Consider the following 13,093-nt stretch of genomic DNA (forward strand, 5'->3'; position numbering starts at 1 on the left):
CTGGCAGTCACTCCCACTCTTTCAAAATTTGATGATAGGCTTCTATTGGTTTATCAGCTTTTGTGATTGATCTTCCGACAACGATTTGTGAAACACCTTGCTCTTTTGCATAGGCCGGTGTCGCCACGCGCTGTTGGTCATCGGTTTGATCATTCGGTAAGCGAATTCCTGGCGTTACAGTGAGAAAGGATGGTGAAATATGTTCATGAAGTGCTTTAGATTCATGAACAGAGCAAACAACCCCGTCTAGCCCACTTTCATATGCTAATTGTCCGTACCGGATAACAGTCTCTTGCAACGGATGGTCAATGAGTAATTCGTTTCTCATCATGTCTTCTGACGTACTAGTCAGCTGGGTCACTGCAATAATGCCCGGGCGGCTTTGTCCAGCAGGAGTCCCGCTTTCAAGTCCCTCTAACGCAGCCTGCATCATTCGTTTCCCGCCAGCAGCATGCACATTGACCAAATCAACACCAAGTGCAGCAAGCCGGTTCATCGCTTTTTGCACAGTAGTTGGAATGTCATGTAATTTTAGATCAAGAAAAATGCGGCAATTTTTTTCTTTCAGCGCATCAAGGATGGCAGGTCCTTCTTGGTAAAACAGCTCCATGCCAACCTTTACGAATAATGGAGTGCCTTCAAAACGATCTAAAAAGGCGTGGGCCTCCTGTCCTGATGGAAAATCAAGCGCGATGATGGGCAAGTGCTTCATGTTTCCAGCTCCTTCCGATGCATTCCTCTACAGATGAATAACCATATGCTGCTAACACATTTGGCAGCTCTTCAATAATTTCTGGGCAAATAAATGGATTCACAAAATTGGCTGTGCCGACAGCTACTGCACTTGCACCTGCTAGTAAAAATTCAAGTACATCTTCAGCACTTTGCACTCCGCCCATCCCGATAATCGGAATAGAAACCGCTTGACTCACCTCGTGTACCATGCGCACAGCGACCGGTTTGACAGCTGGTCCTGATAATCCACCTGTTTTATTGGCAAGGATGGGTTTCCCAGTTTTTAAATCTAAACGCATACCGATTAATGTGTTAATCATGGTGAGTCCATCCGCTCCAGCAGCTTCAATCGCTTGAGCAATCTCCACAATATTGGCTACGTTAGGTGACAGCTTGACATAGACAGGTACAGAAGAGACTTCCTTGACAGCTTTTGTCAATGACGCCGCCATATTTGGATCTGTACCGAAGGCAATCCCGCCTGTTTTCACATTTGGGCAAGAAATATTCAGTTCAAGGGCATGAACATTTTTTGCTTGGCTGATTTGCTTGGCTACTTCCACATAATCATCAACCTGTGAGCCAGCAACATTCGCAATAATAGGTGTATCAAATTGTTCAAGCCAAGGCAGCTCATTTTCAAGCACGCCTTTTAGACCCGGATTTTGAAGGCCGATTGCATTAAGCATACCAGCTCCTGTCTCGGCTACCCTTGGCGTGGGATTGCCAAATCTCGGTTCAAGGGTTGTGGCTTTGATCATGATACCGCCTAGCAATGATAGGTCATATAAGGATGCAAATTCTCTCCCGAACCCGAAGCAGCCTGATGCAGGGATGATTGGATTCTTTAAAGATAATCCGGGTAACTCAACGTTTAGCATGACAATGCCACCTCCTCTGCTTTAAAAACAGGTCCATCAAGACAGACTTTGACGTAAGGTTTGTCGAGCTGATCTGTATGACAGACACATGCAAAGCACGCACCAATCCCGCAGCCCATTCGTTCTTCCATCGAAATGTAGACGGGCTTATCAGGATACGTGTCTTTCAGTGCTTTGAGCATAGGTGTTGGACCGCAGGAAAGCAGCACATCAAAGCCCAGGTTTTGCTCTTTTATCACATCTGTTACAAAACCTTTAGCACCGTATGTGCCATCAACCGTTGCAATAAACGTATCACCGAGTGCTTGAAATTTCTCCTCGTAAAATACATCCTTTTTCGATTGAAAGCCGAGGACATGCTTCACGATGACGCCTTTTTTCGTTAAACGCTTGGACAGTTCATATAGAGGCGGTACGCCAATCCCGCCGCCGACTAGTAATGCCGTCTCTCCGGGCTGGACGACTGAAGGATCATACCCGTTTCCAAGCGGCCCTAATACATCGACTGATTCTCCCTCCCGCTTTTGGGAGAGGAGCTTTGTGCCCTCTCCCTCTGCGCGGTAAATGATGGTTGCTTCTTTTTGCTCGGCATGAATGTTGGCAATACTGATCGGTCTTCTCAGCAGCGGTGTCATGGATTCACTGACCTTTAGATGAAGAAATTGTCCAGCCGTTTGAAAGGAGTCCACAAGGTCACCTTTTAATGTCATTTCGTAAATATGATCAGCGATCTCTCGGTTCGAGACGACCGTCAAGTATGCTTTTTTCATATCGTTACTGTCACCTCAGCATTCGTTTTCACTTCTGGCATTTCATCCGCTCTAAATGTCATGCTCTCAAGCACTCTTAAAATGGCTTCTGCAGTATCTAAGGACGTTAAGCAGGCCACTCCGTTTTCAACAGATTCACGTCTAATTCTAAAGCCGTCTCTTGCCGGCTGTTTTCCTTTTGTTAAGGTATTGATGACAAATTGCGCTTCCCCGTTTCGAATGACATCGAGAAGGTTTTTGCCTTCCTCTCCGATTTTGCCGACCACACTTGATGGAATGGAGGCTTGTTTTAAATAATTCGCCGTTCCTTCTGTCGCTAAAATATGATAGCCGATTGAATGGAATCTTCTTGCGATCTCAAGTCCTTCTTCTTTATCCTTATCAGCCACTGTCAGAAGTACTGTTCCGTCATTAGGAATTTGAATACCTGAGGCAATCAATCCTTTATATAGGGCTTTTTCGATCGTGACATCTTTCCCCATGACTTCACCTGTTGATTTCATTTCAGGTCCGAGTGTAATATCGACTCTTCTTAATTTAGCAAAAGAGAAGACTGGGACTTTAACGTACACTCCTTCTTGCTCTGTGTGAAGCCCTTCTTCGTAGCCATAATTTTTGAGCTTGTCTCCTAAGATGACTTTTGTCGCAAGGTTGGCCATCGGGATGCCTGTGATTTTACTTAAGAAAGGAACCGTCCGGCTTGATCGCGGGTTCACTTCAAGCACATACACTTCGCCTTTTGATAGGACAAATTGGATGTTTAAAAGTCCAATAATGTTGAGTCCTTTTGCAAGCTTGATCGTGTATTCTGCGATCTTCGCTTTGATGTCCTCAGACAATGTTTGTGGCGGATAGACTGCAATCGAGTCACCAGAGTGAACTCCGGCTCTTTCAATGTGTTCCATAATGCCTGGGATCACGACAGTTTCGCCATCAGACACGGCATCTACTTCAATTTCTTTTCCTGTCAAATACTTGTCAATTAACACTGGATGCTGCGGATTGACCTTCACCGCATTCTCCATGTAGTGAAGAAGCTCGGCTTCTTGATACACAATTTCCATCGCGCGGCCGCCTAATACATAGGAAGGGCGGACAAGGACTGGGTAGCCAATTTGATTGGCAATCGCTACTGCTTCAAGCACAGACGTTGCTGTTTTCCCTTTAGGCTGGGGCACGCCAAGTGTTTCTAACGTTTGTTCAAACTTGTCACGGTTTTCTGCGCGGTCTAGGTCTTCTAGAGAAGTTCCAAGAATTTTAACCCCTCTATTTGATAATTCATCTGCTAAGTTGATCGCTGTTTGCCCGCCGAACTGAACGACAACTCCTTCAGGCTGTTCAAGGTCGATGATATGCATCACGTCTTCTACAGTGAGTGGTTCAAAGTAGAGCTTATCTGAAATACTAAAGTCTGTTGAGACCGTTTCAGGGTTGTTGTTAATAATGATCGCTTCATAGCCTGCTTGTTTAATTGCCCACACAGAGTGAACGGTCGCATAATCAAATTCTACCCCTTGTCCAATTCGGATAGGACCTGAACCTAATACGATAACGCTTTTCTTGTCTGTACGTTCTGATTCATTTTCATCTTCATACGTGCTGTAGAAATAAGGTGTCTCTGATTCAAATTCTGCCGCACATGTATCCACCATCTTGTATACAGGTACAATGCCTGCTTCTTGTCTTAGCTTGTAGACATCCGCTTCGTTCATATTCCACTCGCGGCTAATGTAGATATCTGAGAAGCCTTTTTCTTTCGCTTCTTTTAATACGTCTGTATTGCCTTTGTTTTCTTTTAATGTCTTCTCAAAGGCGATGATGCCTTCCAGTTTATGAAGGAAGAAGTAATCAATTTTTGAGAATTCGTGTATTTGTTCGACTGTATAGCCTCTTCTAAGCGCCTCAGCGATATAAAATAATCGTTCGTCTCCCGCTTTGATAATCCGTTTTTCAAGCACTTCATTTGTGATGTCTGCTTCATCTTTTAATTCAATGTGATGCACATCGGCTTCAAGTGAACGTACAGCCTTTAGAAGAGACTCTTCTAATGTGCGGCCGATCGCCATGACTTCACCAGTTGCCTTCATTTGCGTACCAAGACGTCTGTTGGCAGATTCAAATTTATCGAACGGCCAGCGCGGTATTTTTGAAACGATATAGTCAAGTGCAGGCTCGAAGGCTGCATAGGTTTTACCTGTGACTGGGTTCATCATTTCATCAAGCGTTAAGCCGACTGCAATTTTCGCTGCCAATTTGGCAATTGGATAGCCTGTCGCTTTTGACGCAAGCGCAGAGGAACGGCTCACACGCGGGTTTACTTCGATGATATAGTATTGAAAGCTGTTTGGATCAAGTGCCAGCTGAACGTTACAGCCGCCTTCAATGCCAAGTGCGCGGATCAGCTTAAGCGACACATTACGAAGCAGCTGATATTCACGATCACTTAACGTTTGGCTTGGTGCTACAACAATACTGTCACCTGTATGGATACCGACAGGGTCAAAGTTTTCCATGTTACAAACAACGATTGCATGGTCACCGCTGTCCCGCATGACTTCATATTCAATTTCTTTAAAGCCTGCAATGCTTTTTTCAAGTAAGCATTGTGTAACTGGGCTTAGCTTCAGGCCGTTTTCAACGATTTCCTTCAGTTCTTGCTCGTTTGTACAAATTCCGCCGCCCGTTCCACCTAATGTATAGGCTGGTCTGACGATGACAGGGAAACCGATTTGATCCGTAAACGCCATTGCTTCTTCCAGGTTATGAATGATTTCACTTTCTGGTACAGGCTCATTTAGTTCATTCATCAAATTACGGAATAAATCTCTATCCTCTGCTTTTTGGATGGCTGACAGCTTTGTACCGAGTACTTCAACGCCGCATTCAGCTAATACACCAAGGTCTGACAATTCAACAGCAAGGTTTAATCCAGTTTGCCCGCCAAGTGTTGGCAAGATCGCATCAGGGCGTTCTTTTCGAATGATTCGTGTTAAAAATTCTGGTGTCAGTGGTTCGATGTATACCTTATCAGCCATTTCTGTATCTGTCATGATGGTCGCAGGGTTAGAGTTCACAAGAACGACTTCATAGCCCTCTTCTTTTAGTGCTAAGCAAGCCTGTGTGCCTGCATAGTCAAACTCCGCTGCCTGACCGATGATGATAGGACCTGATCCGATTACTAAAATCTTTTTGATGTCTACGCGTTTTGGCATACTTCTTCCCCTTCTTTCTCAGTCGTATGAATCATTTCCATGAACTGGTCAAATAAGTAGTTTGCATCTTCTGGACCCGGTGATGCTTCTGGGTGGTACTGAACAGTGAACGCTGGTGCTTCTTTATGTTTTAATCCTTCAATCGTATTGTCGTTTAAGGCAATATGTGTGACTTCGAGCACGTCTTCGTTAATCTTGCTAACCGTGTAGCCATGGTTTTGAGACGTGAGTGTCACCTTGCCAGTTGCTAGTTCTTTCACCGGATGGTTCGACCCTCTGTGACCAAATTTCATTTTTTCTGTGCTTGCACCGCACGCTAGAGCAAATAACTGATGTCCGAGGCAAATACCAAAGAGCGGCACCTTTCCAATCAATTGCTGAATCATCTCAACGGCTTCTGGTACATCCACAGGATCTCCAGGTCCGTTTGAAAGCATGATGCCATCAGGCTTTAGCTGCAGCACTTCATCTGCAGTGATGTTGTATGGCACCACAATAACGTCGCAATCACGTTTATTGAGCTCGCGCAAAATGCCGTGCTTCATGCCGAAATCGACAAGGACAATTCTTTTTCCTCTGCCTGGGCTTGGGTACGCATTTTTCACAGATACTTGACTCACCTGATCAGTTGGCAGCTGCAATGTTTGAAGGCGGCGGACAACGTCTTCCACTTGTTCATCAGGTCCTGCAAACGCCCCTCTTAAAGTCCCTGCACTTCGAATCATTCTAGTCAGCTTCCGTGTATCGATTCCGCTCAGCCCCGGAATGTTTTTCATTTTTAAATATTCATCGAGTGAGTATGAAGAGCGCCAGTTTGAGGGCTTTTCACAAAGCTCTTTCACAATCAGCCCTTTCACAAACGGTGTGATCGATTCAAAATCGTCACGGTTAATGCCGTAGTTGCCGATAAGCGGGTAAGTGAGTGTGACAATTTGTCCGCAGTATGATGGATCAGATAAAATTTCTTGATAGCCCGTCATCCCTGTATTAAAGACGACTTCTCCGACTGATGGTTCTAAGCTGCCAAAGCCTGTTCCTTCGAATACTGTTCCGTTTTCTAGCACTAAGCGTCTCTTCATTTTACTAGTCTCCCCTCTTCATAAACGACTTTCCCAGATGCAAGTGTCATGACTGGCCATCCTGATACAGTCAATTTGTCAAACGGTGTATTTTGTCCTTTTGATAAGAAGCTTGTTTTATCGATTGCCATTTCTTTGTTTAAATCAATGAGTGTAATATCAGCTATGTGTCCTTCTTCAAGCTTTCCGTATGGAAGGGAAAAGGCTTCTGCTGGTTTGATTGTCATATAATCAACGAGTTCTTTTAATGTCCATTCGCCTGTTTTGACAAATCGTGTATACATAAGCGGGAACGCTGTTTCAAGTCCCACAATTCCAAACGGGGCACGCTGCATGGTTTCGTTCTTTTCTTCTTCTGTATGCGGCGCATGGTCTGTTGCGATGAAATCAATCGTTCCATCTAACAGTCCCTCGATCAATGCCTCGCGATCCTCTTTCCCTCTGAGCGGCGGGTTCATTTTATAGTTTGTATCAAGACCTGGAATGTCCGTATCACACAACAGCAGGTGATGCGGTGACACCTCAGCCGTCACACGGATGCCTGCTTTTTTTGCATCGCGTACGACTCGCACAGATTCTTTCGTACTGATATGACATACATGATAATGACAGTTCGCTGCTTCTGCTAAAAGAACATCTCTTGCAATATGCACCGATTCACAGATTGACGGTATTCCGTTTAACCCATTTGCTTTTGAAAATTCTCCTTCATGAACGCACCCGCCGTAAATGAGCGAGTTATCTTCACAGTGCGCCACAATCGCTTGATCAAGACTTGCTGCCTGTTTCATCGCTTCGTACATCATGCCTGCTGTTTGGATACCGACACCGTCATCTGTAAAAGCAAAGGCTCCTGCTTCTTTTAGTGCTGCAAAATTCGTCATCTCTTCCCCAATTTGTCTCGTTGTGATGGAGGCGTATGGCAGTACTCTAACAGATGAGGTTTCTTCGATTCGATTCATGAGCCATTCCATTTGCTCTTTTGTATCTGGAACCGGTCTTGTATTCGGCATCGCTGCAATGGTCGTATATCCACCTCTTGCGGCTGCTTTAGAGCCTGTTTCAATTGTTTCCTTTTTCTCTCCGCCTGGCTCTCTTAAATGCACATGCAGATCGATCAAGCCTGGTGACACAAATAGCCCTGCTGCATCAATAACCTCTTCTCCGTCTTCTCTTTCTAGGTGACCCATCGCTTGAATCACTTTTCCTTTTACCCTAATATCCTGCTGCACTCTTTCACCTGTGCTTGTTAAGATAAAACCGTTTTTAATGAGATATGACATAGACAGAATCTCTCCCTTTTTGATGTAGTGTGCTATTTTGAAAAGCTCTTTTTAATACGGCCATTCGGATATAAACACCATTTTCCATTTGCTTGAAAATCCTTGACTGCTTGGACTCTACTAATGAATCATCTATTTCAACACCTCTGTTTACTGGTGCTGGATGCATAATAATCGCGCGTTCTTTCATTTTGCTTGCTCTGTCTACTGTTAATCCATAAGTTGATAAGTAATCATCACTGCCCATTTTTTCAGCGTGCCGTTCATGCTGGATTCTGAGCAGCATCACCACATCAGATTGTGCGATGGCTTCATCTACTTGGACGTACGTTCCGTGAGGGTTTTGTTCATCCTGGAAGGAAGCAGGTCCTGAAAAGAGGACTGTCGCTCCCAGTCTTGAGAGAACCTCAGCATTTGACCTTGCTACCCTGCTATGTTTGATATCTCCATGAATCGAAATCGTTAAGCCTTCAAAGCCGCCAAACTCTTCAAATATGGTCATGAGGTCAAGCAGTGATTGGGTTGGATGCTGTCCGCAGCCATCTCCTGCATTGATGATGGGAATTCCAACCTTCCCAATCAGCTCGTTATAATATTCATCGGTGCTGTCTCTGATCACACATGCCTTTACTCCGATTGATTCCAGTGTTTTTACCGTATCGTAAAGTGTTTCGCCCTTTTGAACGGAGGTGCTTGCCGCATCTAAGCTCAGGACATTCATCCCTAGTTTCTTCTCGGCTACTTCAAAGCTAAAACGTGTTCTTGTGCTTGGTTCAAAGAAGAGGTTTGCCACAAATTCTCCGGCTAATCCATGTTCTTGTTTCCCCTTTTTGAGTGCAGCTGCTTCTTCAATCAGCTGTAAAATCTCTTCTTTAGACAAGCTGCTCATTGTCGATAAATCATTCATTTTTTCTTCCCCCTCTAGTTTTTCATCACTTTCAGGTTCAAAAAAACCCTAAGCCTCGGCAGCTTAGGGTTCTCCAAAAGAAGCAGCGGCACTTTCGTGCATTCTGCTTCATTTAGAACCCTTGTCAGCCTCACTGGACTTCTTTTAAAAGGTTTTCTGTATTTGATTCATTTGACTCGTCATCTTCCGCTTTTTGATGCGGCAGGATCAGGTTTAACAGGACACCCGTAATCGCAGCAAGTGCCATTCCAGATAGGGTGAGATTGATTTGTTTCACCTCAATGAATGCCCCGCCAATTCCGATGACTAGGATGACTGATGCGATAATGAGATTACGCTTTTCTTCAAAATTCACTTTATGATCAATCAGGATTCTCAGGCCGCTTGAGGCAATGATTCCAAAGAGCAGGAACGAAACGCCTCCCATCACCGCGGACGGCACTGTACTGATTAATGCTGAAATTTTCCCTACAAAACCGAAGCAGATCGCAAACACTGCTGCTCCGCCGATGACGAAGATACTGAACACTCTTGTGATGGCAAGTACGCCAATGTTCTCTCCATAAGTTGTTGTTGGTGGTCCGCCAATAAGTGAAGCGAAGATGGTCGCCGCACTGTCTCCTAAAATGGAGCGGTGAAGACCTGGTTTTTTAATAAAATCTTGTCCTACGACCTTACTTAACACCACTTGGTGGCCGATATGCTCAGACATTGTGACAAAGGCAACCGGCACCATCACTGTGAGAATGCTTAAAGTCACAGCAGGTGTATAGTCGACAAATGGCACGACGAAGTCTGGGACAGCAAACCATTTTGCGTCAATGACCGGCTGGAAATTCACAATGCCTTGTGTTAAGGCAAAGAGATAGCCGCTGATAATGCCGATTAATACTGGGATTAAGCTAAGGAATCCTCTTAGGAAAATCATACTGATAATCGTGACAGCCAGTGTGAAGCCAGCGACCATTAAGTGCTTGAGGCTGTAAACAAGCTCGGTTGCATTCGGATCAACATACATCGCCATGTTGACTGCTGTTCCAGCGAGTCCAAGTCCAATGACCATAATGACTGGTCCTACGACGACCGGCGGCAGAAGCTTCATCAGCCAGCCTGTGCCGAGCCATTTAATGAACAGGGCAATGAGCGCATAAGCGACACCCGCCATGAAGGCGCCAACCATTGCGGCTCCGGGGCCGCCCGTTGCTTTCACATTCAGTATGGGGGCGATGAAGGCAAAGGACGATCCAAGATACGCCGGAATTTGCCCTCTTGTGATGATTAAGTAAACAATCGTTCCCACACCGCTTGAGATGAGCGCGACGGCTGGACTCATATCAATGATTTTTGGTACAAGAATGGTTGCACCAAACATCGCAAACAAATGCTGCAGGCTAAGTGATAGCCATGTGAATGGTTTTGGGATATCTCGAATGCCTAAATTGGCTTTTTGCTGACTCATGATTTTCCTCCTAGATGTGTCCTTTTTCATTAAAAAAGCCTCTTTGCGAGTATGCGCAAAGAGGCCTAGAAAAACCAGACACGTCATGTTAGCCGTGTGCTCGGTGTCTCTGATATTGCCCTCTTTGCAAACTCTCTGGAATGCATTTAAAAAGGTTATTTTTCATATATAGCGACAAGGTCGTTTTGATCTACTTCATTGAGCTGAACCATGACGGTCTCTGCTTTTGACGTCGGAATGTTTTTCCCGATATAATCCGCTCGAATTGGCAGCTCCCGGTGTCCCCGGTCGACGAGCACAGCCAGCTGAATGGAAGATGGTCTTCCTACATCCACAAGGGCATCCATAGCTGCTCTGACGGTTCTGCCTGTAAACAGGACATCGTCAACGACAATGAGTGTTTTGTCATTAATGTCAGCTGGAATGTCTGCACCCTTTACAAGCGGGTCTTGGTTGTCTGTCTTTTTTGTCAGGTCATCACGGTATAGCGTAATATCAAGTTCACCCACAGTGACTGGATTTCCTTCAATTTGCTCGATGCGCTCTGCAAGGCGCTTTGCAAGATGTATGCCTCTTGTCTTGATCCCAGCAAGGATGACATCCTTCATCCCTTTGTTGCGCTCAATCATTTCATGTGCAATGCGGGTAAGCGCTCGTCTGATCGCTTGTTCATCAAGAATGACTGCTTTTTGTTCCATCTTTTACACCTCTTTTTGACAAATAAAAAGCCCCTTCTGCAAAGGGCAGAGAGGGACGTTCATTTGTGCATACTCGTGCACAAATTGATCCGTTATCCTTCTCAGCCTCTCTGGACTGTTTTAAAGAATCTCAATTTCTTCGTTTATTATTTCAGAAAAAGAACGGCCTGTCAATCGTTATTTCTTAATGAATCGATAAAGCCCCGCATATCAGCTGGAATTGGTGCTGTGAACTCGATATATTCTCCTGTTCTAGGATGATCAAATCCTAAAACACCTGCATGCAGAAGCTGTCCATTAAAATCGACTGTTTTTCTCGGTCCATATTTCGGATCTCCTGCAAGAGGGTAACCGATATATTTCATATGAACACGAATTTGGTGTGTTCTTCCTGTTTCAAGACGGCACTCGACAACTGTGAAGTCTTTAAAGCGTTCAATCACATCAAAGTGAGTGACAGCCTGTTTTGCATTTTCTTTTGTGACCGTCATGCTTTGGCGGTCTTTTTTGTCTCTGCCAATTGGTGCATCAATTGTGCCTGTATCATGCTGGATAATACCGTGGACAACAGCCGTATACTTTCTTGTGACAGTTTTAGCCACCAGCTGATTGACGAGTGACTCATGTGCGATATCGTTTTTTGCGACCATTAACAGCCCAGACGTATCTTTATCGATTCGGTGGACAATTCCTGGACGCATCACACCGTTAATCCCTGATAAATCCGTACAATGTGCCATCAGGCCATTTACAAGTGTACCTGACACATGACCTGGCGCTGGATGAACGACCATTCCTCGTGGTTTATTTACGACTAACACATCTGCATCCTCATAATAAATATCAAGATCCATTGGTTCTGCTTCTACATCTAACGCTTCCGGATCTGGAATCTCCACTTTGATTTGATCCCCAGCTTGTACTTTGTAATTGGCCTTTACTTGTTTCCCGTTTACTTCGATCAGCCCATCTTTTACCCATTGCTGGACTTGGGTTCTTGACCATTCTGGTTCTGTTGTGCTTAGAAATTTATCTAGCCGTTCACTCGTTTGTTCTTCTGAAACGGCAATATTTACTTGATTCATGTAGTTGACTCCTTATTTTTCTTTCCATCTAACAGCATTTGAATGAAGAGCAGAATAACCCCTACACAGAGAGAAGAATCTGCAATATTAAAGATTGGGTAGTGATAATCCCCAAATACGAAATGAGCAAAATCAACCACTTCCTGACGGAAAATACGGTCGATAAAGTTTCCGATCGCTCCGCCAAGCATTAAGGCCAGCGCTACTCCAAGCAGCTTGTCCTTTTGTCCATGTTTTTGTAAGTAATAAACAATTCCCGCAATAACAACGAGTGTGATCACATAGAAAAACCACATTTGCCCTTGGAGAATTCCCCATGCGGCTCCTGAATTTCGGTGAGACGTGATATAAAAGAATCCATCAATAACTGGAACAGAATCTCCGAGCATCATATTTTTGACAATGAGCCATTTTGTTAATTGGTCTAAACAAATGATAACGAATGCGATTATGTAATAGAACACACACGTTCCTCCATCTTCATACTTTGATCTTTAAGCATTTTATCAAGAAAACAGGAAGGAGTAAAGAAACTTTAGTTGACAGACAAAAACCTCCCTACATGTGGAAGGCTTCAAAATGAGAATCATTTGATTCGGAAGGATAAGGAGTGAATGCTTTTTTCTCGTATTGCTTATGATATAAAAAGTCGTCAGCCGTGCGGGCGGTAGGAAGAATGCTCATTTGTTCAAGCGGAATCATATTACCTGTTGCCTCACATATGCCATAGGTCCCTTGTTCGATCTTTGCAATAGCGAGAGACACATCTTGCAGCTCTTCTTTGATGTGATAAAGAAGTGTGGTCGTTTTAACGTCATTCAACGAGACATGCTCAGCGGGTGAACGAAATGATGCGTATTCAAACAGTTTAGATTGCAGCTCTTCTTTTATTTGAAGGAGTTCCGTGTAAATCGTCTCTAGATCGCCATTCATGTCGCTATTTCAACTCCTGCCCTGTCGTGATAATCATATTGTTGCCCTGCC

At 44.4% G+C, this 13,093-nt stretch carries 12 protein-coding genes; all 12 read right to left on the reverse strand.

Annotated elements, in window-relative coordinates; translation table 11 throughout:
- Positions 1-7 precede the first annotated feature (7 nt).
- A complete protein-coding gene (gene pyrF, locus QSJ46_RS10925) occupies positions 8-712 on the reverse strand; it encodes an orotidine-5'-phosphate decarboxylase (RefSeq protein WP_047202128.1) in 705 nt (234 codons plus the stop codon).
- Entirely contained in the window at positions 684-1,616 is a 933-nt protein-coding gene (locus QSJ46_RS10930) for a dihydroorotate dehydrogenase (protein ID WP_047202127.1), read from the reverse strand. Before QSJ46_RS10930 ends, pyrF begins: the two co-directional genes overlap by 29 nt.
- Positions 1,610-2,386, reverse strand: coding sequence for a dihydroorotate dehydrogenase electron transfer subunit (locus tag QSJ46_RS10935; RefSeq protein ID WP_047202126.1), 777 nt, complete (start codon positions 2,384-2,386; stop codon positions 1,610-1,612). Before QSJ46_RS10935 ends, QSJ46_RS10930 begins: the two co-directional genes overlap by 7 nt.
- On the reverse strand, positions 2,383-5,598 hold the full coding sequence (gene carB, locus QSJ46_RS10940; RefSeq protein WP_099663239.1) for a carbamoyl-phosphate synthase (glutamine-hydrolyzing) large subunit: 3,216 nt from the start codon (positions 5,596-5,598) through the stop codon (positions 2,383-2,385). The genes QSJ46_RS10935 and carB overlap by 4 nt, the downstream gene beginning before the upstream one ends.
- A complete protein-coding gene (locus tag QSJ46_RS10945; RefSeq protein ID WP_047202124.1) occupies positions 5,583-6,677 on the reverse strand; it encodes a carbamoyl phosphate synthase small subunit in 1,095 nt (364 codons plus the stop codon). Before QSJ46_RS10945 ends, carB begins: the two co-directional genes overlap by 16 nt.
- The gene (locus QSJ46_RS10950) at positions 6,674-7,960 is read right to left on the reverse strand and encodes a dihydroorotase (protein ID WP_285604712.1); all 1,287 of its coding nucleotides are present in this window, start codon (positions 7,958-7,960) and stop codon (positions 6,674-6,676) included. The genes QSJ46_RS10945 and QSJ46_RS10950 overlap by 4 nt, the downstream gene beginning before the upstream one ends.
- On the reverse strand, positions 7,944-8,867 hold the full coding sequence (locus tag QSJ46_RS10955; protein ID WP_047202122.1) for an aspartate carbamoyltransferase catalytic subunit: 924 nt from the start codon (positions 8,865-8,867) through the stop codon (positions 7,944-7,946). The genes QSJ46_RS10950 and QSJ46_RS10955 overlap by 17 nt, the downstream gene beginning before the upstream one ends.
- Before the next feature lie 130 nt (positions 8,868-8,997).
- Positions 8,998-10,326: a solute carrier family 23 protein gene (locus tag QSJ46_RS10960; protein ID WP_039178389.1), complete on the reverse strand. Its 1,329-nt coding sequence runs from the start codon at positions 10,324-10,326 to the stop codon at positions 8,998-9,000.
- 155 nt (positions 10,327-10,481) lie between these two features.
- The gene (pyrR, locus tag QSJ46_RS10965) at positions 10,482-11,024 is read right to left on the reverse strand and encodes a bifunctional pyr operon transcriptional regulator/uracil phosphoribosyltransferase PyrR (RefSeq protein WP_024424234.1); all 543 of its coding nucleotides are present in this window, start codon (positions 11,022-11,024) and stop codon (positions 10,482-10,484) included.
- Positions 11,025-11,194: 170 nt separating this feature from the next.
- Complete coding sequence (locus QSJ46_RS10970; protein ID WP_039178386.1) at positions 11,195-12,109, reverse strand: RluA family pseudouridine synthase; 915 nt, start codon at positions 12,107-12,109, stop codon at positions 11,195-11,197.
- Positions 12,106-12,573 carry a signal peptidase II gene (gene lspA / locus QSJ46_RS10975; RefSeq protein WP_024424236.1) on the reverse strand — a complete coding sequence of 156 codons (468 nt, stop codon included), beginning with the start codon at positions 12,571-12,573 and terminating at the stop codon, positions 12,106-12,108. The genes QSJ46_RS10970 and lspA overlap by 4 nt, the downstream gene beginning before the upstream one ends.
- A gap of 94 nt (positions 12,574-12,667) precedes the next feature.
- A complete protein-coding gene (locus QSJ46_RS10980; RefSeq protein ID WP_039178384.1) occupies positions 12,668-13,042 on the reverse strand; it encodes a TraR/DksA family transcriptional regulator in 375 nt (124 codons plus the stop codon).
- Positions 13,043-13,093 lie beyond the last annotated feature (51 nt).

The sequence above is a fragment of the Bacillus sp. YKCMOAS1 genome, from assembly GCF_030268125.1.
Lineage (GTDB): Bacteria > Bacillota > Bacilli > Bacillales > Bacillaceae > Bacillus > Bacillus safensis.